Below are 22,397 nucleotides of genomic sequence, written 5' to 3'. Positions count from 1 at the left end.
ATGCACCATCCCGACACCTCTGCGCCGGGATGGTGCAGGGGTTACTTGCCGAGCATGCCTTTGTCTTCGATAAAGGCGATGATATTTTGCAGGCCGTCGCCGCTTTTCAGGTTGGTGAAGCTCCACGGGCGTTCGCCGCGCATGCGCAGGGTATCGCGCTCCATCACTTCCAGAGACGCGCCCACGTACGGTGCAAGATCGGTTTTGTTGATCACCAGGAAGTCGGATTTGGTGATCCCCGGTCCGCCTTTGCGCGGGATTTTTTCCCCTTCCGCCACGTCGATGACGTAGATGGTGAGATCCGCCAGCTCCGGGCTGAAGGTGGCGCTCAGATTATCGCCGCCGCTTTCTACAAAGATGAGATCGAGATTGCCGAATTTCTCGCTCAGCGCTTCCACCGCGGCAAGGTTCATCGACGCATCTTCCCGAATAGCGGTATGCGGGCAGCCGCCGGTTTCGACGCCGACAATTCGTTCAGGCTCAAGGGCGCCAGCCTCGGTGAGAATGCGCTGATCTTCTTTGGTGTAGATATCGTTGGTCACCACCGCCAGTTGCCAGGTGTCGCGCATGGCTTTGCAGAGGGCTTCCAGCAGCGCGGTTTTTCCGGAGCCGACCGGGCCGCCGACGCCGACGCGCAGCGGTTGCTTAATCATGTTCATACCTTCTCCTAAGAACGGAATAATCGGGAATACTGGGTTTCGTGCCGGGCGGAAGCGATAGCCGCAAGCGGCGTCGCCGAACCGATGGCGTCGTCCGGGGTCGCCAGGGCGCTGTCCATGTCCGCCGCGTAGCGGTCGCACAGGCGAAGAATCAACTGCTGGGCCGCCTGCTGGCCAAAGGGCACCAGCTTGACGCCCGCCATCACCGCGCTTTCAATCCAGCTATAGCCAAGGCTCAGGGCCAGGTCAGGAATGGCGATTTGCCAGCGTACGCCGAGCCACGCCATGCCGGTTAGCTGACTTTGCTGGCACAGCTTGCGCCACTCGGGCGGGCAGTCCGGCTGCCAGTCGGCCAGCAGCCGGGTGAAGGCCGCGCCGCGGTTGCGCTCTTCATCGCGCAGCTCGCGGGTTTCCCGGCAGGCGAGCAGATAAGCGGTCCAGCGCCGGGCGCAGGCCAGATCGCCCGCTTCGCAGGCCCGGTAGAGGCGGGCAAACAGCGGCAGGTCGACGGTAAAAAAGCTCTGCTCCATTTGGCGCAGCTGCCAGCGCTCAAAGGCGGCGGTATCCGCTACCCAGCCCGCTTCCACCGCCCACTCCAGCCCCTGGGACCAGCTGTAGCCGCCAACCGGGAGGCTGCTGCTGGCAAGCTGCATCAAGCGCAGACGTTTTTCCGGCGTCGGCATTTAGTGGCTGTGCTCACGATCGTGATGGTGGTGGTGATGGCCGTGCGATTCGCTGGCGTAGGCGCCGGCTTCCGGTTCAAACGGCAGATGCGCGAAATCCACGGCCAGGCCAAACTGGCGCAGCATATCGTCCAGGACGTGATCGTGATGATAGCGCAGCTCGCCGGGCATAATCTGTAGCGGCACGTGGCGATTGCCAAGGTGATAGCAGGCCTTCGCCAGCATAAAGGGGTCATCGCAGCGTACGACCGAAACGGCTTCATCAGCGGCGATCACTTCAATGAATTCGCTACCGTTTTCGTTACTGAGAATGTCGCCGCCGCGCAGCAGCAGACCGCGCGGCAGCAGCAGGCCCGCCTGACGGCCATCGTTAAGCGTGACTTTAATGCGGCTTTTTACCCGCACGTCAATCGGCAGGGTAACGCTGGCCGTGGCCTGCGCAGGGGTCTCCACCCGTTGGGTCAAATAAAGCATTTGCGCTCCTTAAAACAGGAAATAACGTTGCGCCATCGGTAACACGTCCGCCGGTTCGCTGGTTATCAGTTCGCCGTCGATGCGCACCTCGTAGGTTTGCGAATCCACGGTAATAGTGGGCAGCAGGCCGTTGTGGTGCATATCGCCTTTTTGTACCGTGCGGCAGCCTTTAACCACCGCCGTCGCGCTGTGCAGGTTCAGCCGTTCAGCGACGCCGTTTTCCGCCGCCGCCTGCGACAGAAAGGTCAAACGGCAGCGGTGGCGAGCGCTGCCCAGCGCGCCGAACATCGGGCGATAGTGCACCGGCTGCGGCGTCGGGATAGAGGCGTTGATGTCGCCCATCGGCGCCATCGCGATCATACCGCCTTTGACGATCGTCGCCGGCTTCACGCCGAAGAACGCCGGGGACCACAGCACCAGATCCGCCAGTTTCCCCACTTCAATCGAACCGACTTCATGGGCGATACCGTGGGTTAACGCCGGATTAATGGTGTATTTGGCGATATAGCGCTTCACGCGGAAGTTGTCGTTATCGCCGCTCTCTTCCGCCAGCGGGCCGCGCTGGACCTTCATCCGGTGCGCCACCTGCCAGGTGCGCAACACCACTTCGCCGACGCGGCCCATCGCCTGCGAATCAGACGAGGTGAGGGAGAAGGCGCCCAGATCGTGCAGGACGTCTTCCGCGGCAATGGTTTCCCGCCGAATGCGCGATTCGGCAAACGCCACGTCCTCGGCGATATCCGGGTCGAGATGATGGCAAACCATCAGCATATCCAGATGTTCGTCAATGGTGTTGACGGTATAGGGCAGCGTCGGGTTGGTCGACGAGGGCAGAATATTGGGGTGCGCGCAGGCGGTAATAATATCCGGCGCATGGCCGCCGCCCGCCCCTTCGGTATGGAAAGTATGGATAGTGCGCCCGCCGATGGCCGCCAGGGTATCCTCAACGAATCCGGACTCATTGAGGGTGTCGCTGTGCAGCGCGACCTGCACGTCCATTTCGTCGGCCACCGTCAGCGCGCAGTCGATTGCCGCCGGGGTCGCGCCCCAGTCTTCGTGAATCTTCAGGCCGATAACCCCGGCCGCGACCTGCTCACGCAGCGCATCCGGATTCGAACCATTGCCTTTACCCAGCAGGCCAATATTGACCGGCAGGCTGTCCGCGGCCTGCAGCATCCGCGAGATGTACCACGGCCCGGGCGTGCAGGTCGTGGCGTTGGTGCCCGCCGCCGGGCCGGTCCCGCCGCCGATCATGGTGGTGACGCCGGAGACCAGCGCCTCTTCCGCCTGCTGCGGACAGATCCAGTGAATATGCGTATCGACGCCGCCGGCGGTGACGATCTTGCCTTCCGCCGCAATAATTTCCGTGGCCGCGCCGATCGGGATCGTGACGTTGGGCTGAATATCCGGGTTACCGGCTTTGCCGATCGCGAAGATCCGCCCGTCTTTGACGCCGATGTCGGCTTTGACGATCCCCCAGTAATCGACGATCAGGGCATTGGTCAGCACCAGATCCACACACCCGGCGGAAAGCATCTGTCCCTGGCCCATACCGTCGCGGATCACTTTGCCACCGCCGAATTTGACCTCTTCGCCGTAGGTGGTCAAATCATCTTCGACCTCGATCCACAGCTCGGTGTCCGCCAGGCGAACTTTATCGCCGGTGGTGGGGCCGAACATGTCGGCATAGGCCTGACGTGAAATGTCACTCATCGTTAGCCTCCAGCGCGCCCATAACGTCTCCGCGGAAACCGTACACCGCGCGGGTTCCGGCCAGCGCCACCAGCTCCACCTCGCGCTTTTGGCCAGGTTCGAAGCGCACTGCGGTGCCGGCGGCGATATTCAGGCGATAGCCGGTCGCCTGCTGGCGATCGAACTTCAGCGCCGGGTTGACCTCGGCGAAGTGGTAATGCGAGCCGACCTGAATCGGCCGATCGCCGTGATTTTCAACGATAATGCAGCAGGTGGCGCGGCCGACGTTAATCGCTATCTGGCCGGGTTTTACCTGATATTCTCCTGGGATCATCGCGCTACCTCAGATTATCGGGTTATGGACGGTAACCAGCTTCGAGCCGTCCGGGAAGGTGGCTTCGACCTGGATATCGGGGATCATTTCCGGCACGCCTTCCATGACCTGGTCGCGGCTCAGGACGTGGCGTCCTTCTTCCATCAGCGCCGCGACGCTTCTGCCATCGCGCGCGCCCTCCATAATAAAGGCGCTAATCAGGGCCACGGATTCGGGATAGTTGAGCTTCAGACCGCGGGCCAGGCGACGCTCCGCCACCAGCGCGGCGGTAAACAGCAACAGCTTGTCTTTTTCTCTGGGTGTCAGTTCCATAGCGTTCTCTTAAGTCAGCCAGATTCGGGGGAGTACCGGAGATTTGCCGGTCAGGTGCGGGCGCATAAATTGCCAGATATCGCGCATTGCCCGCTGGCAAAGCAGATTATCGTCACTTAGAAAGCGTACCGTCAGCAGGCCGTCGGTGAGCGTCGCGCCGGCGTAGTTTGCCAGCGGCGTAAGTTTTTCGCGTACGCCTTCGAGCAGCGTTTCGTTCGCCGGGTAGAACAGCATCGTTCCCACCCACGGCTGCTGCGCGACGCAGGCCAGCTGTCCATCGGCCAGGCTCAGGCGCTCAATCAGCAGCGGAGAGCTGTCGACCCACACCTCCAGGCGATTGGCGAGCGCGCCGTGGCTAAAGGCTTCGCCGATGACCGGCCGGCCAAGGCACAGCAGGTCCCACGCCAGCAGCGTGCTGGACGCGGCGAGATGAAAGGCGGTAGACAAAGCGGCGTTGGCGCCGGGAAAGAAGATCGCGTCCTGCGGCAGCCACTCGAGCGTTGAGTTTTCGGCCAGCGTCAGGGTTTGCTGAAGACGCGCCTGCGCGCCGCTGCTGCGATAGAACTTGCTGGCGCCGGGCATGGTGATCAGCGTGTGGCACCCGGGATCCATCGTCGCGCTAATGGTGAGCTCATCGCCGCCGACGATACCGCCGGGCGGATGAAGCAGATAGAGGTGGCAGGTCTCTTCTTCGGGATAAAACGGGCGCTGAACGGTGAGGGGACCGACATGACGACGGGAGGCGAGCGTGGTTTTCCCGCCGAGAAATTGAAACTGGAGGTCCAGCGAGGCCTGCCAGCCTTTTTTATTCTGTGGTAACACGGTGCCGTGCAATGTCGCGCCCCTGCAAAATCAAGATAAAACAGCAGCGAAGAGTATTGATCGGGGGCCAATCATCCCGGTCATATGAAAAGCTTATACCCGTCATACTTCGAGCCGCAGCCGCGTTGGTTTACTTTAATCACCTGGGGCTTACTTGCCGCGAAGTTGCGGCGCAGCAAAGGTTATTTCTGCTCCGGCGTTTTTTTCTTCTTTTTGAGCCGGGTCCAGATGCGGGTTTCCTGACGACGCCACAGACGCTGTATGTTGTCGTGATGGCGCAGCAGAATCAGGCATGACAGCATCGAAACCGGGAAAGTGTACTGCGGTTTGAACCACCAGACATAGAACGGAGCAATCAGCGCGCTCACGATAGCCCCCAGCGAGGAGTAGCCGCTGAGCAGAATCGTCAGCAGCCAGGTTCCGGCCATCACGCCGGTGAGATCCCAGCCGATAGGAGCAATGGCGCCGAAAGCGGTGGCCACGCCTTTACCGCCGCGAAAGTTAAAAAATACCGGCCAGATATGGCCCACGCAGGCGGCGATCGCCACCAGGCCGAGCCAGAACGGCGTCAGGCCTAACGCCCACGCGCCCCAGACCGGCAGCATGCCTTTCAGTACGTCAAAAATAAGCACCGCTACGGCTGCGCCCTTGCCGCCAATTCGCAGGACGTTCGTCGCCCCTGGATTGCCGGAGCCGCTGTCGCGAGGGTCGGGAAGGCCAGCGAGGCGGCAAACGAGAATGGCGCTGGAGATTGAGCCGCAGAGGTAGGCGAGGATAACCAGTCCAGGCGCGATTGCACTCATCAGCTGTTCCATTTTGAAAGTGTCGTTTTATCCCCTGCGCACTGCGCGTTGTCCGCGCATTGGCTCTCCGGGACCCATAGCGATGCTATGCTCCTGGAGCCTTGCCGCGTCGCTGTCTTCCTGCAACGCAAATTATTTAGGGGATGTCTTTGCATCTGTGGATAATACGCATAATTGGCCGGAAGTGGTATCCGGTTTAGCCAAAAAGCAGGCAGGTCGTGATGGATATTGTATTTATAGAGCAACTTTCGGTAATCACCACAATTGGTGTTTACGACTGGGAACAGACCATCGAACAGAAGCTGGTGTTCGATATCGAAATGGCGTGGGATAACCGCAAAGCGGCGGCCAGCGATGATGTCAGCGATTGTCTCAGCTATGCTGATATCAGCGAGCTGGTAATCAGCCACGTCGAAGGCGGGCGTTTTGCGCTGGTGGAACGCGTGGCGGAAGAAATTGCCGACCTGCTGCTGGAAAAGTTTCAATCTCCATGGGTACGTATTAAAGTCAGCAAACCTGGGGCGGTAGCCCGGGCGGCTAACGTCGGCGTCATTATTGAACGTGGCCTTAATCTGAAACAAAACTTTTCAGGTCATACTCGTTAAACAAATTGCGTTTATACCGGTCATAGAATCCGGCCATCAGGCTATTTTCTTTGCCGTTTTGCCCTGTGACAGCGCTCGAAATCCTTGCGTACAACCTGTACGCTCACTTTTCTGCGCGCTGTCTGTGGCCAAATAAGCACGCCTGATAGCTCGGTTCTTCGTTCCTGGTTTTTTTCATTTTACTTTTTAAAGGGTTTAATTGGATGAGCGATATACACTCGCTGCTGATAGCGGCAATATTGGGTGTGGTTGAGGGTTTGACAGAATTTTTACCTGTCTCCAGTACTGGTCATATGATTATTGTCGGTCATCTGCTGGGTTTTGAAGGCGATACCGCGAATACGTTTGAAGTCGTCATTCAGCTTGGTTCCATTCTGGCCGTTGTGGTGATGTTCTGGCGCCGCCTGTTTGGTCTTATCGGCATTCATTTTGGCAAAAAGCCCGAGCATGAAGGCCAGGGCAGCGGTCGCCTGTCGCTTATCCATATTCTTTTGGGGATGATCCCGGCGGTGGTGCTGGGGCTGATTTTCCACGATACCATCAAGTCGCTGTTTAACCCGATAAACGTGATGTATGCGCTGATTGTGGGCGGCGTGCTGCTGATCGCGGCGGAGGTGCTGAAGCCGAAACAGCCGCGCGCGGTGGGCATTGATGATATGACCTATCGTCAGGCATTCGTCATCGGCTGCTTCCAGTGTCTGGCGCTGTGGCCGGGCTTCTCGCGTTCCGGGGCGACGATTTCCGGCGGGATGCTGATGGGCGTCAGCCGCTATGCGGCCTCTGAGTTCTCGTTCCTGCTGGCGGTGCCGATGATGATGGGCGCAACCGTACTGGATATGTACAAGAGCATTGGCTTTCTGAACGCCGGCGATATTCCGATGTTTGCCGTCGGTTTTATCACGGCATTTATCGTCGCGCTGATTGCGATTAAAACCTTCCTGCAGCTGATTAAACGTATTTCGTTTATCCCGTTCGCCATCTACCGTTTTATCGTTGCGGCAGCGGTCTACGTGGTCTTCTTCTAAGCGCCCGCCCTCAGTCCCGCGGCTGAGGGCAACGCTTTTCTTTCCAGCGGGCGACGGCCTGAATCCGCCGACGCGTCAGCTCTTCACGAATTTCAACGCCCTGAAAACCTTCCGCCACCACCTCTTTAGTTGAAACCGACCGGGCAACGTCCCAGGCTTCCAGCAGCAGGCGACCCTGCGGATAATCGCAGGCTTCAAAGCCGGTGCGCCCGCGCACGTCGGCCTCGCTGGTTAACGCGATTTGCCTGACACGATGCGGCTTGCGCCAGGCGTCGATATTATCGAACAGCTTGACCAGCGTTTTCGGCTGCAGGATGGGCAGGGTATGAATCAGATCGTGAAATTCGGCGACCAGTTTTGCCAGGTCGCGCAGCTCGTTTGGCACCCGCAAACGGGCGCAGAGCTGCTCGACCAGCTTAACGCCAGCCGGACCGTGACCATGATGGCGCGGCCAGAGCGCTTTCGGCGTCAGCCCTTTCCCGAGGTCGTGGCATAGGGTGGCAAAACGGACATCCACTTCGGGCGAGAGCATCGCCGCCATGGTGACGGTCATCAGCGTGTGCAGGCCAGTGTCGATTTCCGGGTGCCATTTAGCCGGGGCCGGTACGCCATAAAGAGCGTCGACTTCCGGGAACAGCACCTTGAGCGCGCGGCAGTCGCGTAATGTCTGGAAGAAGAGCTGCGGATTGCGGGTAGATAGGGCGCTTTCCGTCTCTTTCCACACCCGCTCGGGCGTGAGGTGCGCCAGTTCGCCAGCATCGGCCATCGCCCGCATCAGCGCCATGGTTTCATCGGCGATACGGAACCCCAGATGCGCGTAGCGGGCGGCAAAACGCGCCACGCGCAGGACGCGTAGCGGGTCCTCGCTAAAGGCGGGCGAGACGTGGCGCAGCAGGCGCTGGCGTAAATCAGCCTGGCCGCCGTAGGGATCGATAATCTGGCCGTCGGCGTCCTGGGCCAGCGCGTTGATCGTCAGATCGCGGCGCAGCAGGTCTTGCTCAAGGGTGACGTCAGCGGCGGCATAGCAGGTAAAGCCGGTGTAGCCGGAGCCGGACTTGCGCTCGGTGCGCGCCAGCGCATACTCTTCGCGGCTTTGCGGATGCAGGAACACGGGAAAATCACGGCCTACCTGCTGGTAGCCCGCGTCGAGAAGTTGCTGAGGCGTGGCGCCAACCACGACCCAATCTTTGTCTTTAACCGGTAGCCTTAATAACGCATCTCGTACTGCACCACCGACCAGATAAACCTTCACGCCTCACTCTCCCGTCTTTATTTTCTTACGATGATACGTAAGTCTGGCAGAGAAGACGAATTAGTTCATCCAGCGGTCTTTGCGTTTGCGGCTCGGTACCAGGTGCGGCAACACCAGTCCGAGGATCAGGCCGACGCCCAGCACGCCGCCGCCGTACATAAACCACTGCATGATAATGGTGCGCTGTTTGTCATCAAGCTGCAGATTTGCGGCGTTTACCTTTTTCTGCGCGACAACCAGCTCATTTTTCAGCTTTTGGTTCTCTTCTTTCAGACCGTTTATCACGGCGTCGCTACCGGCGACTTTCTTCTGCATGTCCGCCGTGCGCTGATTCCAGGTGGTGTCGATGTTGTTGAGTTTGTCGGTCAGGGTTTTGACCTGGTTTTCCAGATCCGGCACGCGGGTGCGCAGGCTGGGCTCGTTGCTCAGCTCTTTCAAGGGGATCCAGGCGGTACGGCCGCTGTTGTCGCGTACCTGAGCATAGTTCGTGCTGTCGTTGGTTTGCAGCACCGCGACTTCTTCACCGGCGTTGATGGTGCCCACGAGACGATAGTTATCGCCCGGACCGCTGCGCACCCAGGTATTCAGTTCATCTGAAACGTAACGTTTTTCTTCCGCGTGGACCGCCGTGGCGGCGCTCAGCGCCAGCAAAGTCAATGTAATAAGGCGTAATTTTGGCATCAGGTCATCGTTTGGTCATAAAAAGTTGAACGATAGTAGTGGCATCGCCGAAGCGACGCAAAGTTTTCCGCCACAATCGGAATCATCCAGGAGGTGGCCCGGCAAAATGCGCATTGCATGGCGATTCGCCGCAAAATACTATTTACTGACAAGAAATATCGTTGTTAGTTCGCCGCAATTTCCCGGCACAGCATATAAGCGGAAGAATTCAGTCATGGCTCAAGAAATCGAATTAAAGTTTATCGTCGCTCAGGATGGCGTTGACGCGCTGCGTCAGCACCTCAACGCGCTGGAGGCAAAGCATACGCCAGCGGGTCAATTGCTGAATATTTACTATGAAACGGCGGATAACTGGCTGCGCCGCCACGACATGGGGCTGCGCATTCGCGGCGACCAGGGGCGCTATGAAATGACGCTGAAAATCGCCGGGCGCGTCGTCGGCGGCCTGCATCAGCGTCCGGAATACAACATTCCGCTGGACACCCCGGAGCTGGCGCTGGAGAAACTGCCGGCTGAGGTCTGGCCGCAGGGGGAACTGCCGGCGGCGCTCGCACAGAACGTACAGCCGCTTTTCAGCACCGATTTTGAGCGTGAAAGATGGGTGGTCAAAGAAGGCGACAGCGAAATTGAAATCGCGCTTGATCGCGGCGAAGTTAAAGCCGGCGAGCATCAGGAACCGATTTGTGAACTGGAGCTGGAACTGCTGTCCGGTACTACCCAGGACATTCTGACCCTTGCCCGTCGCCTGCTGGATACCGGCGTACTGCGTCAGGGCAGCCTGAGCAAGGCGGCGCGCGGTTATCATCTGGCGCAGGGCAATGAAGAACGTCCGCTGACCGCGTTAACGATCCTTCGCGTCGCGCCGAAGGCCAGCGTCGAGCAGGGTCTGGAAGCAGCGCTGGAAAGCGCGCTGGCGCACTGGCTGTATCATGATGAACTCCTCAATCGCGGCAATACAAAAGCGAAAGCGGAGATTTTGCACGCTATCGCCCGCGTGCGGCACGCGCTGGTGCTGTTTGGCGGTATTGTCCCGCGCAAGGCCACCACGCTGCTGCGTGAGCGTCTGAGCGAAGCTGAGGCGGCGCTGGCGGAGGCCGAAACCGCCCAGGCGGCGCTTTTCAGCGTGGCGACCGTCAGAGCCAAGCTGACGCTGACCGATCTGCTGATAAACCGCGGCTGGCGTCCCTTCCTGAACGCAGCCGGAGAGCAGAAAATTGCCGGTTCGTTTAAACGCTTCGCGGATATTCAGCTCTCCAGAGCGGCGGCGGAGCTGAAAAACGCCTTCCGCCAGCCGTCCGCTGACGGTTATGTCGATCAGCTTCCGCGCCTGACCCGTGAAATTGACACCGTTCAGCTGCTATCCGGCGCTTATATCGACGCTGCCGCGCCGTGGCTGGAAAACTGGCAAGAAACCCGCCGGGCGATAGCGCATAACGACAGCAGCGTTATCGAATATTTTCGTCGCCAGGCGCTGGCCGCGGAGCCGTTCTGGCTGCATAGTGGAAAACGATAATTTCAGGCCAGGGAGCCCCTAAGATGCCGCTTTCTTCGCAATTACAGCAGCACTGGCAGACGGTCGCAGGCCGGCTACCAGCGGATTTTCCCGTATCGACGTTGAGCGATCGGGCGCAATCGGTCATGGCCTTTAGCGATTTCGTCGAACAGAGTCTGATCGCGCAGCCGCAGTGGCTGGCGGAGCTTGAAAGTGCGCCTCCTGAGGCGCAGGAGTGGCATCACTATGCCGACTGGCTGCAGGTTCGCCTGGCCGAGGTCAATGATGAAGCCGCGCTGATGCGCGAGCTGCGCCAGTTTCGCCGTCGGATCATGGTGCGTATCGCCTGGGCCCAGGCGCTATCGCTGGTCAGCGAAGAGAGCAGCCTGCAGCAGCTAAGCGCGCTGGCGGAGACCTTAATCGTCGCCGCGCGCGACTGGCTATACGCCGCCTGCTGCCGTGAATGGGGCACTCCGTGTAATGCTGAAGGTACGCCGCAGCCGCTGCTGATCCTCGGGATGGGCAAGCTCGGCGGCGGCGAGCTGAATTTCTCCTCCGACATCGATCTGATTTTCGCCTGGCCGGAGCATGGCGCCACGCGCGGCGGCCGTCGCGAGCTGGACAACGCCCAGTTTTTTACCCGCCTCGGGCAGCGCCTGATTAAGGTGCTGGATCAGCCCACCCAGGATGGCTTTGTCTACCGCGTTGATATGCGCCTGCGCCCGTTTGGCGACAGCGGCCCGCTGGTGCTGAGCTTTGCCGCGCTGGAGGATTATTACCAGGAGCAGGGGCGCGACTGGGAGCGCTACGCGATGGTGAAAGCGCGAATCATGGGCGATAACGATGGCGTTTACGCCAGCGAGCTGCGCGCCATGCTGCGGCCGTTTGTCTTCCGCCGCTATATTGATTTCAGCGTGATTCAGTCTCTGCGTAACATGAAGGGAATGATCGCCCGTGAGGTGCGCCGTCGGGGACTGAAGGACAATATCAAGCTCGGCGCGGGCGGCATCCGCGAAGTGGAGTTTATCGTCCAGGTCTTCCAGCTGATTCGCGGCGGACGCGAACCGATGCTGCAACAGCGGGCTTTGCTGCCGACGCTGGCCGCCATCGAAGAGCTGCACCTGCTGCCGGAAGGGGATGCGCAGAGGCTGCGCGAAGCCTATCTGTTTTTGCGTCGCCTGGAAAACCTGCTGCAAAGCATCAACGACGAGCAGACGCAAACCCTGCCGCAGGATGAACTTAATCGCGCACGGCTGGCCTGGGGGATGGGGGCTGCCGACTGGGATACGCTCAGCGCGCGGCTGGCGGAGCAGATGGCCAACGTGCGGCGCGTGTTTAATGAATTGATCGGCGACGATGAAACCCAGTCGCCGGATGAACAGCTTGAAGAGTACTGGCGCGAACTGTGGCAGGACGCGCTGCAGGAGGATGATACCAGCCCGGCGCTGGCGCATCTCGCCGACAGCGATCGCCGCAGCGTGCTGGCGCTGATCGCCGATTTTCGTAAAGAGCTGGACCGGCGCACGATTGGCCCGCGCGGCCGTCAGGTACTCGACCAGCTCATGCCGCATCTGCTCAGCGAAATCTGCTCGCGCGCGGATGCCCCGGTGCCGCTGGCGCGCATTACGCCGCTGCTCACCGGGATTGTCACCCGCACAACCTATCTGGAGCTGCTGAGCGAATTCCCCGGCGCGTTAAAGCACCTGATTAGCCTGTGCGCGGCATCGCCGATGGTCGCCAGCCAGCTGGCTCGCCATCCGCTGCTGCTGGACGAGCTGCTGGACCCGAATACGCTTTATCAGCCAACGGCCACCGATGCCTATCGCGATGAACTGCGCCAGTATCTGCTGCGCGTACCGGAAGATGATGAAGAGCAGCAGTTGGAGGCGCTACGCCAGTTTAAGCAGGCGCAGCTGCTGCATATCGCCGCGGCCGATATCGCCGGAACCCTGCCGGTGATGAAAGTGAGCGATCACTTAACCTGGCTGGCGGAGGCGATGATTGACGCGGTGGTCCAGCAGGCCTGGCTGCAGATGGTGGCCCGCTACGGGCAGCCGACGCACCTGCACGATCGCCAGGGGCGCGGTTTTGCGGTGGTTGGCTACGGTAAGCTGGGGGGCTGGGAGCTGGGCTACAGTTCCGATCTCGATCTGGTGTTCCTCCACGATTGTCCGATGGAGGTGATGACCGACGGCGAGCGCGAAATCGACGGTCGTCAGTTTTATCTGCGGCTGGCGCAGCGCATCATGCATCTTTTCAGCACTCGCACCTCGTCGGGCATTCTGTACGAAGTGGACGCTCGCTTACGTCCTTCTGGTGCGGCGGGCATGCTGGTGACCACCGCCGATGCCTTTGCTGATTATCAACAAAATGAGGCATGGACCTGGGAGCATCAGGCGCTGGTTCGCGCCCGCGTAGTGTATGGCGATCCTGAGCTACAGGCGCGCTTTGACGCCATTCGTCGGGATATTCTTACTACCCCGCGAGAAGGCGAAAAACTGCAGACCGAAGTGCGGGAAATGCGCGAAAAAATGCGCGCTCACCTGGGGAATAAGCATCACGATCGCTTTGATATTAAAGCCGATGCCGGGGGTATCACGGATATTGAATTTATTACCCAGTATCTGGTCCTACGCTATGCCAGTGATAAACCGAAGCTCACGCGCTGGTCCGATAACGTCCGTATTCTGGAACTGCTGGCGCAGAACGACATTATGGACGAGGCAGAGGCGAGGGCGTTAACTCACGCTTACACCACGCTGCGCGATGCGCTCCATCACCTGGCGCTGCAGGAGCAGCCGGGGAACGTGGCGCCAGAAGCGTTTAGCCAGGAGCGTGAACAGGTCAGCGCCAGCTGGCAGAAGTGGTTGATGGCTTAACTAAAAAACCGGGTGTGCTATTATCGCGCGCAAAGTTTGCGTCTCGCAGGAGAGAGGAATGAAAGTAACGCTGCCAGAGTTTGAACGTGCAGGAGTGTTGGTGGTTGGCGATGTGATGCTGGACCGCTACTGGTATGGTCCCACCAGCCGTATTTCGCCGGAAGCGCCGGTGCCGGTGGTGAAGGTGGAAAATATCGAAGAACGTCCTGGCGGCGCGGCAAACGTGGCGATGAACATTGCGTCGCTCGGCGCGACCTCTCGTCTGGTTGGCCTGACCGGGATTGACGATGCCGCCCGCGCGTTAAGCAAGGCACTGGCCGACGTCAACGTGAAGTGCGACTTTGTGTCCGTCCCGACCCATCCGACGATTACCAAACTGCGCGTGCTGTCGCGCAACCAGCAGCTGATTCGTCTCGATTTTGAAGAGGGTTTCTCCGGCGTCGATCCGCAGCCGATGCACGAGCGTATTCAGCAGGCGCTGAGCTCCATTGGCGCGCTGGTGCTGTCTGATTACGCCAAAGGCGCGCTGACCAGCGTCCAGACCATGATTAAGCTGGCTCGCGACGCGGGCGTTCCGGTGCTTATCGACCCGAAGGGCACGGATTTTGAACGCTATCGCGGCGCCACCCTGCTGACGCCTAACCTCTCAGAATTTGAGGCGGTCGCGGGTAAATGTAAGGATGAAGAAGAGATCGTTGAACGCGGGATGAAAATCATCGCCGATTTTGACCTCTCGGCGCTGCTGGTGACCCGTTCCGAGCAGGGGATGACGCTGCTGCAGCCGGGGCGACCGCCGCTGCATATGCCCACGCAGGCCCAGGAAGTCTATGACGTTACCGGCGCGGGCGACACTGTCATCGGCGTGCTGGCGGCGACGCTGGCCTCCGGCAACACTCTGGAAGAGGCCTGCTACTTTGCCAACGCGGCGGCGGGCGTCGTGGTGGGCAAACTCGGTACCTCTACCGTTTCGCCTATCGAACTGGAGAACGCGGTACGCGGGCGCTCCGAGACCGGTTTTGGCGTGATGAGCGAAGAAGAGCTGAAGCTGGCGGTTGCCGCGGCGCGCAAGCGCGGCGAGAAAGTGGTGATGACCAACGGCGTGTTCGACATTTTACACGCGGGCCACGTTTCCTACCTGGCTAACGCGCGCAAGCTGGGCGATCGGCTGATCGTTGCGGTGAACAGCGACGCGTCAACCCGGCGTCTGAAAGGCGACTCTCGCCCGGTCAACCCGCTGGATCAGCGGATGATCGTGCTGGGCGCGCTGGAAGCCGTCGATTGGGTGGTCTCTTTTGAAGAGGATACCCCGCAGCGTCTGATTGCCGGAATTCTGCCGGATCTGCTGGTGAAAGGCGGCGACTATAAGCCGGAACAGATCGCCGGTAGCGAAGAAGTCTGGGCAAACGGCGGCGAGGTGCTGGTGCTCAACTTTGAAGATGGCTGCTCGACGACCAACATCATCAAGAAGATCCAGAAAGATAACAAAGAGTAATGTTTTCTCTTCGCACCGTAGCGGCGGTATGTCCGGAATTATCGCGCTAATCGAGGCGTAACCAGCGATAACGCTGCGAAACAGGACAAAAGAGGCCCGCGATCGCCTAATCGCGGGCCTCTTTTTATTTAATGACGGCATAAATGATTTGGCTCAACAAATCGCCATTTGAGGCGCATTTTTCGTACAAAAAAAGCTAAGGTAAGGATAAATACTGAAGTCAGTAAAAAGCATATGACCAATCAGAACACCAACGGCTGAAGGAGTATGCGTATGAAGAAAAACGATATGTATTTAATGAAGAATTTTGATTTTCTGGCCCAGAGCTTCGCCAGAATGAACGCACAAGGTCAGCCCGTCGATCTTCAGGCCATTGTTGGTAATATGGATGAAGCGCATCGCGAATGGTTTTGTCAACGCTATGAACTTTACTGCCGCGAGGCGAATAAAACCATGACGCCAGAAGCGGAGCTGGAGCACTAATCTACTTACCGCAGTACAGATACGACAACGGGCCTGACGGCCCGTTGCTTGTTTTACGGCTTCTCTTCGACGTCCGGCGCTGCCGGCGCGCTCGGCGAACGGTTTTCCAGATCGTTAAGACGCTGCTCCAGAAGCGCCAGCTTTTCACGCGTGCGCAACAGCACCTGCGTCTGCACGTCGAACTCTTCGCGGCTTACCAGGTCCAGGCGAGTTAACTGCGACTGGAGCACCTGACGGATTTTTTTCTCCACGTCTTCCCCCAGATCGCGGAGCCCCTTCGGCATTGATTCATGAACCTGACGGGCGATTTGTTCAATTTTTTTCGGGTCAATCATGGTGGTTTCCTGCTCTGGTCGGTTATCCGCTCATTGTAGTGCGATCGTCGGCGCCTATAAACCATAAATGTTTGAAGCTTATGCATTGCCGACGATAGTCAATAGCGTTATAGTTGCTTTGCTTATTCTCAGGGCGGGGCGAAATTCCCCACCGGCGGTAAATCAACCATAGCGTTGAAAGCCCGCGAGCGCTTTCTGCGAACGCAGAAAGGTCAGCAGATCCGGTGTAATTCCGGGGCCGACGGTTAGAGTCCGGATGGGAGAGAGTAACGGCTCAGCCGGGTTTGTACCCGCTTGCGTTGACTTTTGCCGCTAAACCGGCGCTCCTAAGACTGCCCTGATTCTGGTAACCATACAATTAATGAGGTTTTTTTTACCATGAATCAGACGCTACTTTCCTCTTTTGGTACCGCTTTTGAACGTGTAGAACGTGCTCTGGATGCACTGCGCGAAGGCCGCGGTGTGATGGTGCTTGACGATGAAGACCGTGAAAACGAAGGCGATATGATTTTCGCCGCTGAAACCATGACCGTTGAGCAGATGGCGTTGACCATTCGCCATGGCAGCGGCATTGTCTGCCTGTGCCTGACGGAAGATCGCCGTAAACAGCTCGACCTGCCAATGATGGTTGAGAACAACACCAGCGCCTACGGTACCGGTTTTACCGTGACCATCGAAGCCGCTGAAGGCGTGACCACCGGCGTTTCCGCCGCTGACCGCGTGACCACCGTGCGCGCGGCAATTGCCGATGGCGCGAAGCCGTCCGACCTGAACCGCCCTGGACACGTTTTCCCGCTGCGCGCGCAGCCGGGCGGGGTTCTGACCCGCGGCGGCCATACTGAAGCAACCATTGATCTGGTCACGCTGGCTGGCCTCAAACCGGCGGGCGTACTGTGTGAACTGACCAACGACGACGGCTCTATGGCGCGTGCGCCGCAGTGCATCGAGTTTGCTCAGCAGCACAATATGGAAGTGGTCACGATTGAAGATTTAGTGGCCTACCGTCGCGAACACGAGCGTAAAGCCAGCTGATTGCAGTCGTTGCGCTAAAAGTTGCGCTAAAAAATGAGAAAGCCGGGATATCCCGGCTTTATTGTTGAATAGCTCCAAAAGAAAGCTACTGATAGTTAATCTTTATAATCACATCTTTGCTAAAAGGGCCATCCTTGACTGAGACGGAGGGATTTTGGGTCAGCTCAGCAATATAGTTATGCGTGACGGTTGATGGTCGTCCCGGAATATAGGTAGCGAATGGCATATATTGGTTGAATATAACGTTAGTACTAGCCGTGCTATCATAGATATTCAATAGAAAGCCATTATTCATATCCAAATGAGTAATATCGTATAGGGTATCATTAGTATAGAAGCTGGTCGTGATATCGAATTGTTCAGTACAGCCTGCCGCCTGATCCCGGATGGTGGAGAGGCTGAACGTTTTTTTCAGCGCTGGCATGTCGGTTTTATAAGCATGAATGACGCCAAAATCCACTGTCTGACTTTCAGGGAAAAGCTTAACGGAAGCTGTACAGGTCAAAAACCGCACGTTATCTAATCCAGTAATATAATAACGTAAATTTTTGGCATCACTGAGCAGGTTTGCTCCCCCTTCGCCATCAAATTGCAGTACATTAATGTCACCAAAATTATAGACTGTTGAGCTATCGGGAGGAATCGCTTTAACTTTAATATACAGGCGGAAGCGGGCGTTAAAGGATACATTTTTTTGCAGTACCGAACCATTACATACCGGGTCATGATAGATATTTGGCAGCGGTTTCTGATCTATTCTATCCAGACAGGCGCCTGTCTTGATGCCTTGATTAATGCCTTCGTAATCGACACCATCGTATGTTACGCCAAAAGTAAAATAAGGATTATTGAGTACCTCACTGCTATTAAACGCCGAGAGTTTTATCCAGGCATAAAGCTCTTCCGTTGGGGCAGCGCGACTCCAGTGGGAGGCTTTATCGCAGTACACGGTAATATTAATGTCGGAACTTTCCCAAATTTTCTTGCCAGGCGTAATGTCGTTAGGAATGGTAAAGGAAGGAAGTGTAGCAATGTAAGAAAGCGCTCCTCCTTCGTTATTTTGATAGCAATTTACTGCCCATGATGGCACAGAAAACAGGCTGATTAATAACGTTAAAAAACTTAGTAGTCTTTTCATTATTATCCCTTTTTCACCGGTTCAGACTGACAGACCACTTGTACAGAATTACAGCTGACTTTAAACATATTCAGGCCGCCGTAATCGCCAATAAAGCCTACCTGGAAATTAGCCGGCAGGTCTTTAATCTCCTGCGACGCCAGGCCAAACGGTTCAGCCATCATGCTGGATGTTTTTGGCAGCAGCGTTTTGCCATTCGTGCCGATATAACCCACGGTGATAAAGTAGGGGGAGTTGTTCTTTAACGTTAACCCGCTGGCCGTTCGGCTAATATCGAATTTACCGGTCAGATTCACCTGCCCGTTCTTCACTTCGACTGCCTTTGGTCGCCAGAAAATTTTAATGCGGCTCTGCATGGCAATTTGCATGACGTTTTTCTGTTCCGAGCGCGGCGGAATTTCGCGCACGTTGAAATAAAACAGCGATTCCCTGTCCGCCGGAAGCTGCGTCAACGTTGGCTGAGGAATCAGGCGAACCTGTACTTGCTCACCCGCCTCGAGGCGCACCATTGGCGGAACAGCAGTAATATAGTTTCGGGATTTTTTATTATCCTTATCCTCAATCCATGATTGGGCAAGGAAAGGGGCCGTTGTGCTCTGGTTGGTCAAGCGCACGGAGACGCTCTTATCCGACTGGTTAAGAATAATGCGGGTTCTGTCGGGCGACACGGCGGCATTTACCGCAAAGCTGGTACTCAACAAACAGAATAGTCCTTTCGCAAATGTCTTAATTTTCATCATCATTCATCCTGAATTAATGTGCGGGCTTACATGGTAAAATAATGGCCTGACCATCGAGATTGCTATGGTTAGGCGGTGTCAAATCACACACGTTGTCGTTCCATTTTAGCGTCAGGATGCTGTTTTCCTGTATTCCGCTCAGGTATACAAAGCCGTCATCAGCGACTAAACCTATATCGCGACCGGTTGCTTTGTCTGTTACGGTCACGCCCAGCGGTGGATAGCGTCCGTCTTCCAGGCGGATGACGCCGATGATCTGATAGCCTTTGGTCGCGCTCAGGGGCATATAGCCAATAGCGCCTTCGGTCAGCGTGGTGCGGATTACCGAGTTGGTTACATCCACGCCATCCGGCAGGTTGTTGTTGTTCACCATCACCATCGCCGTTGTGTAGTTACCCACTGACGGAACCACGGAAATACCAAACATATTGGTCATACTACGATGATTGTTTACCTCAACACCGGCTATTCCATCCGCATCCACCATGACGCGAGAACTGTTGCCAGTGTTGTAATCATGTAATGCCGCACCGTAACGGGTTGCCGTGAACGAGCCGTTCCAGCCAGCGCTGAGCGAGCGATAGCTGCTTGGCTTCACGCTACCGTTTACATTCAACCGGCCATAGGGTGAATAGTGCTGATAGTATCCGCGCATGGCCGCTTCGCCATCGCCAAACTCTTTATCTGTGCCTGAAACGGACATATTCCACGGGTTATTACGATCTGAACCATCGTACCAGGTTGCCGTTTGCGTCGTTGCGTCGTCGCCATAGCGCTGCAGGCTGTACATAATATTGCGATTATTTTCCAGCGGCAGGGTGAGTGAAAAGTAATATTGATTCTCTTCATCATCATTCCAGCGCACGCGGCTCATCGCCAATGAAGCTGAAATATTTTTAAACGCACCAATATCAAAGCTCCGGCTCAGAGAAAACGAGTAGTTCGTATTGGTTTCACTGTTCCAGTAGGTATTACGTGTGACACTCAGATAGGTATTTAGCTCCAGCGGCGCAACGAACTGATTAAAGGAGAGCACATAGCTCTCTTTCTCATTGGAGCTGGAGTCGGAGCCATCGCGCGAGCTGATATATTCGCTCATCGTGACGTACTCTTTATCTGAGAACCGGTAACCCGCGAAGGTTACCTGACTGTTTGTTTCTTCAAAACGTTTGGCATAGTTAGCGCGATAGCTGAAGCCGCGCTGTTTACCTTGATCGTCATTACGTAGATTAGCCTCGGCGCGGGTAATATCAAGGGAGAATGAGCCAAAACGGTTAAGGTTAAAGCCAACCCCACCGGTTGCCGCCTGATAGTCATCGGCGGTGACGATAGCGCCGCCGTAGAGAGAAACATCACTCAACCAGCCCCAGGAAGCCTCCCCGGTCCAGAAAAGGGGGTTATTCACATCATTGTGGGTCGTTGATGTGGGTTTACCCACTGAACTTTTATAACGTACCTGCCCTTTACGCGTCAGGTAAGGGATAGAGGCGGAACCAACCTGGAACGTACTTTTGCGTCCGTCTTCTTCCTCGATCGTTACATCCAGCTGCCCCTGCAAGGTTGTGCCCAGATCGGCGATGGTGAATGGCCCGGGGGAGACGGTCGTTTGATAGAGCGTGCGGCTGTTTTGCGTAACGGTGACTTTAGCGTTGGTCTGCGCGATGCCGCTTATTTGCGGCGCATAGCCGCGTAAATCCGGCGGCAGCATTTGTTCATCACTTTCCAGAGAGGCGCCGGTAAAGTGAAAAGTATCGTAGAGGCCTGAGCTCAGGTCGTACTGGCCCATCGTGAATTTTGACGCCAGGGACGGAATCGGGCGGAATAAATAGGTACGCGGCAGGCTGCTGCTGGTACCCGTTGATTTCCGCTCAGTAAACGATTGATCGTACTGATAATCGCTACGTAAGCGCCATGCACCGAGGTTGAAACCCAGTGTGCCATATGAGTTGACGCTCTGGTTGCTGTCGCCGTGGCTCGGCGTGTACTGGCTGGCGTAAAGGTTATAATCCAGCATAAGCCCCGCGATACCGTCGTCCCAGTACTCCGGCGGCGTCCAGTTTTTAGCCTGATATTTCATCCATGCCTGGGGTACGGTTAACGTCAGTACCATGTTCGCTTTATCCAGACGAATAATCAGCTCTGGCTGATGGCTGAGATCGAGACAGCCTTTTTGATTCCACATTTGTAGCGGTTCAATAAACGCATCGGCAAAGCCGAACTCTGCCAGGCGCTCTTTAGTGAGGCAAAGCTGAGATCCGCTTTCGTTATCAGCTTTTATCCACTCCAGGTGATAGGCTTTTGGTAAGGTATTTTTGTTGATCTGTACGCGTGCTACATAGGTGCCGACAGGAATATAGCCTTTTTTTTCAAATTGCGAGAGATCGATGTTTTTCCTGTCCTCAGCATCAATCATATCGGTATTGAATTCTATTGCATAAAGCGGCATTGATAGTGATGCGGTAAAACATACTGAGCAAAGGGTATGCTTTATTAAAAGGAATAACTTTCCTGGCATTAAACCGCTATGAATAATAGTGCGCATAAAATCCGTTTCTTTTAATAAAATAGACCAGGAAAGCCGGTGAATCCATCACCGGCTTGAATCGATAAAAATTAAGCGAAAGCGATAATTATTTATAAGCCAGGACGTAGTTTGCCTGAGCGTAAACATCACCCTCGGTTGCATTTTTACCTTTAGATTCCATGCGGGCGTGGAAGTCCAGGTTCTGAGTCGGGTTGGTATCGGTAAACACTACCGGCACTGCGGATCCCAGGGTTACGGTGTTGTAACCTGCGTCCATAATACGTACGCCAACGCCGGTAGCGCCGCCGTAGTTGCTTTCTTTGGTATTTACCATCAGGCTGGCGTCATTGCTGTCGACGTTGGCAGAAGTGAAGGTCACGTTCACTTTATCCGTTGTCGTTTTCACGCCTTTATCATCCGTTGTGCTCAGAATACAGTCGCGCAGTTTGATAGAGAAATCTGCAGGCTGAGAGTACTGGCCGCCGTTCAGTACGCTATCGGCAACCTGGCCGAGATCGACATCAATCTGAGAGCTTTCCGGTGTCACAGAGCAAGGGGCGGTAATAACGGTACCGGAGAAGGTGACAATACCGTGGCCCTGATCTTCAGCGCTGGCATTAAAAGCAGTCGCAGAAAAAACAGCGGTAGTGACAACAGCGAGCAGCGTTTTTTTAAACATGGAATATAGTCCTTTATAGATGATCAATATTAAATATGAGGTTTACGACAACTGGTATGGGATTGGGTTTGCTTGAATTAATATTAATTCAACGCGTAAAAACTATCATGCTGCTCACTGTTACGCATGTTAATTGTAATTAAAGGTAACTCGCAGTTTTCCTTAATGTATGCATTTTAGTGCGCTTTTTTTAGGATTTTTCGCAATGTAATATCTCTTTTGACGGTGGCTTTACCTGTATTGATTGTTGATGTGAATAAA

General features: G+C 56.3%; 22 protein-coding genes, 1 pseudogene and 1 riboswitch. Of the genes and pseudogenes, 8 read left to right on the top strand and 15 right to left on the bottom strand.

Features of this window, described 5'->3' with window-relative positions:
* Window positions 1-41: 41 nt before the first annotated feature.
* Genes ureG through ABLU96_RS23350 form a run of 7 tightly spaced genes read right to left on the bottom strand, consistent with a single transcriptional unit; the run spans window position 42 to window position 4,988 of the window.
* Window positions 42-659 (bottom strand): urease accessory protein UreG, encoded by a 618-nt coding sequence (gene ureG / locus ABLU96_RS23380; protein ID WP_004105899.1) that lies wholly within the window; start codon window positions 657-659, stop codon window positions 42-44.
* 8 nt (window positions 660-667) lie between these two features.
* Complete coding sequence (locus ABLU96_RS23375; RefSeq protein ID WP_014226895.1) at window positions 668-1,342, bottom strand: urease accessory protein UreF; 675 nt, start codon at window positions 1,340-1,342, stop codon at window positions 668-670.
* Window positions 1,343-1,816, bottom strand: a complete 474-nt coding sequence (gene ureE, locus ABLU96_RS23370) for an urease accessory protein UreE (RefSeq protein ID WP_032692886.1) — start codon at window positions 1,814-1,816, stop codon at window positions 1,343-1,345.
* 9 nt (window positions 1,817-1,825) lie between these two features.
* The gene (gene ureC / locus ABLU96_RS23365) at window positions 1,826-3,529 is read right to left on the bottom strand and encodes an urease subunit alpha (RefSeq protein ID WP_014839580.1); all 1,704 of its coding nucleotides are present in this window, start codon (window positions 3,527-3,529) and stop codon (window positions 1,826-1,828) included.
* The gene (locus tag ABLU96_RS23360) at window positions 3,522-3,842 is read right to left on the bottom strand and encodes an urease subunit beta (RefSeq protein WP_014226892.1); all 321 of its coding nucleotides are present in this window, start codon (window positions 3,840-3,842) and stop codon (window positions 3,522-3,524) included. Before ABLU96_RS23360 ends, ureC begins: the two co-directional genes overlap by 8 nt.
* Window positions 3,843-3,851: 9 nt before the next feature.
* A complete protein-coding gene (locus ABLU96_RS23355; protein ID WP_025105909.1) occupies window positions 3,852-4,154 on the bottom strand; it encodes an urease subunit gamma in 303 nt (100 codons plus the stop codon).
* 9 nt (window positions 4,155-4,163) lie between these two features.
* Window positions 4,164-4,988: an urease accessory protein UreD gene (locus tag ABLU96_RS23350; protein WP_064404266.1), complete on the bottom strand. Its 825-nt coding sequence runs from the start codon at window positions 4,986-4,988 to the stop codon at window positions 4,164-4,166.
* On the opposite strand from ABLU96_RS23350, the pseudogene ABLU96_RS23345 reads away from it, so the two are divergent.
* Window positions 4,978-5,061, top strand: a pseudogene (locus tag ABLU96_RS23345) (short-chain dehydrogenase); the annotation flags it as partial. The gene ABLU96_RS23350 and the pseudogene ABLU96_RS23345 sit on opposite strands and share 11 nt — an antisense overlap.
* Window positions 5,062-5,158: 97 nt before the next feature.
* Here ABLU96_RS23345 and plsY read toward each other — a convergent pair.
* Window positions 5,159-5,779 carry a glycerol-3-phosphate 1-O-acyltransferase PlsY gene (gene plsY, locus ABLU96_RS23340; protein WP_004854283.1) on the bottom strand — a complete coding sequence of 207 codons (621 nt, stop codon included), beginning with the start codon at window positions 5,777-5,779 and terminating at the stop codon, window positions 5,159-5,161.
* Window positions 5,780-6,000: 221 nt separating this feature from the next.
* Here plsY and folB point away from each other — a divergent pair, with 221 nt between their 5' ends.
* Together folB and bacA are read left to right on the top strand one after the other, a co-directional pair.
* Window positions 6,001-6,384 (top strand): bifunctional dihydroneopterin aldolase/7,8-dihydroneopterin epimerase, encoded by a 384-nt coding sequence (gene folB / locus ABLU96_RS23335; protein ID WP_014226889.1) that lies wholly within the window; start codon window positions 6,001-6,003, stop codon window positions 6,382-6,384.
* Window positions 6,385-6,587: 203 nt separating this feature from the next.
* A complete protein-coding gene (bacA, locus tag ABLU96_RS23330) occupies window positions 6,588-7,409 on the top strand; it encodes an undecaprenyl-diphosphate phosphatase (protein ID WP_004854277.1) in 822 nt (273 codons plus the stop codon).
* Between the two features lie 10 nt (window positions 7,410-7,419).
* On the opposite strand, the gene ABLU96_RS23325 is transcribed toward bacA, so the two are convergent.
* Both ABLU96_RS23325 and ABLU96_RS23320 read right to left on the bottom strand, forming a co-directional pair.
* Window positions 7,420-8,661, bottom strand: a complete 1,242-nt coding sequence (locus tag ABLU96_RS23325) for a multifunctional CCA addition/repair protein (RefSeq protein ID WP_064404265.1) — start codon at window positions 8,659-8,661, stop codon at window positions 7,420-7,422.
* Window positions 8,662-8,721: 60 nt separating this feature from the next.
* Complete coding sequence (locus ABLU96_RS23320; protein WP_014226886.1) at window positions 8,722-9,342, bottom strand: TIGR04211 family SH3 domain-containing protein; 621 nt, start codon at window positions 9,340-9,342, stop codon at window positions 8,722-8,724.
* Window positions 9,343-9,556: 214 nt separating this feature from the next.
* Here ABLU96_RS23320 and ABLU96_RS23315 point away from each other — a divergent pair, with 214 nt between their 5' ends.
* From ABLU96_RS23315 to glgS, 4 genes are all read left to right on the top strand, one after another.
* The gene (locus ABLU96_RS23315; protein WP_032751304.1) at window positions 9,557-10,855 is read left to right on the top strand and encodes an inorganic triphosphatase; all 1,299 of its coding nucleotides are present in this window, start codon (window positions 9,557-9,559) and stop codon (window positions 10,853-10,855) included.
* Between the two features lie 23 nt (window positions 10,856-10,878).
* A complete protein-coding gene (glnE, locus tag ABLU96_RS23310) occupies window positions 10,879-13,713 on the top strand; it encodes a bifunctional [glutamate--ammonia ligase]-adenylyl-L-tyrosine phosphorylase/[glutamate--ammonia-ligase] adenylyltransferase (RefSeq protein ID WP_004854270.1) in 2,835 nt (944 codons plus the stop codon).
* Between the two features lie 58 nt (window positions 13,714-13,771).
* Window positions 13,772-15,205 carry a bifunctional D-glycero-beta-D-manno-heptose-7-phosphate kinase/D-glycero-beta-D-manno-heptose 1-phosphate adenylyltransferase HldE gene (gene hldE / locus ABLU96_RS23305; protein ID WP_049079787.1) on the top strand — a complete coding sequence of 478 codons (1,434 nt, stop codon included), beginning with the start codon at window positions 13,772-13,774 and terminating at the stop codon, window positions 15,203-15,205.
* Between the two features lie 273 nt (window positions 15,206-15,478).
* Window positions 15,479-15,688, top strand: a complete 210-nt coding sequence (gene glgS / locus ABLU96_RS23300) for a cell surface composition regulator GlgS (protein WP_049079786.1) — start codon at window positions 15,479-15,481, stop codon at window positions 15,686-15,688.
* 53 nt (window positions 15,689-15,741) lie between these two features.
* Here the strand turns inward: glgS and ubiK are convergent, their stop codons facing one another.
* Window positions 15,742-16,023, bottom strand: coding sequence for a ubiquinone biosynthesis accessory factor UbiK (gene ubiK, locus ABLU96_RS23295; RefSeq protein WP_004854265.1), 282 nt, complete (start codon window positions 16,021-16,023; stop codon window positions 15,742-15,744).
* A 120-nt stretch (window positions 16,024-16,143) separates the two neighbouring features.
* A riboswitch (FMN riboswitch) is annotated at window positions 16,144-16,295 on the top strand.
* Between the two features lie 106 nt (window positions 16,296-16,401).
* On the opposite strand from ubiK, the gene ribB reads away from it, so the two are divergent.
* Entirely contained in the window at window positions 16,402-17,055 is a 654-nt protein-coding gene (gene ribB, locus ABLU96_RS23290; RefSeq protein ID WP_004854262.1) for a 3,4-dihydroxy-2-butanone-4-phosphate synthase, read from the top strand.
* 85 nt (window positions 17,056-17,140) lie between these two features.
* Here the strand turns inward: ribB and ABLU96_RS23285 are convergent, their stop codons facing one another.
* The 4 genes from ABLU96_RS23285 to ABLU96_RS23270 all read right to left on the bottom strand — a co-directional run bounded on the left by ABLU96_RS23285 (window position 17,141) and on the right by ABLU96_RS23270 (window position 22,136).
* Entirely contained in the window at window positions 17,141-18,193 is a 1,053-nt protein-coding gene (locus ABLU96_RS23285; RefSeq protein WP_025105915.1) for a pilus assembly protein, read from the bottom strand.
* Window positions 18,194-18,195: 2 nt separating this feature from the next.
* The gene (locus tag ABLU96_RS23280; protein ID WP_032751302.1) at window positions 18,196-18,933 is read right to left on the bottom strand and encodes a molecular chaperone; all 738 of its coding nucleotides are present in this window, start codon (window positions 18,931-18,933) and stop codon (window positions 18,196-18,198) included.
* A gap of 13 nt (window positions 18,934-18,946) precedes the next feature.
* The gene (locus ABLU96_RS23275) at window positions 18,947-21,379 is read right to left on the bottom strand and encodes a fimbria/pilus outer membrane usher protein (RefSeq protein ID WP_213221616.1); all 2,433 of its coding nucleotides are present in this window, start codon (window positions 21,377-21,379) and stop codon (window positions 18,947-18,949) included.
* Window positions 21,380-21,563: 184 nt separating this feature from the next.
* A complete protein-coding gene (locus ABLU96_RS23270; RefSeq protein WP_032751300.1) occupies window positions 21,564-22,136 on the bottom strand; it encodes a fimbrial-like protein in 573 nt (190 codons plus the stop codon).
* Window positions 22,137-22,397 lie beyond the last annotated feature (261 nt).

This window comes from Klebsiella sp. CN_Kp106, from assembly GCF_040064575.1.
GTDB classification, from domain to species: Bacteria; Pseudomonadota; Gammaproteobacteria; order Enterobacterales; family Enterobacteriaceae; genus Klebsiella; species Klebsiella michiganensis.
The sequence above is the reverse complement of the archived record's forward strand: the minus strand, read 5'-3'. Positions and strand labels throughout refer to the sequence as shown.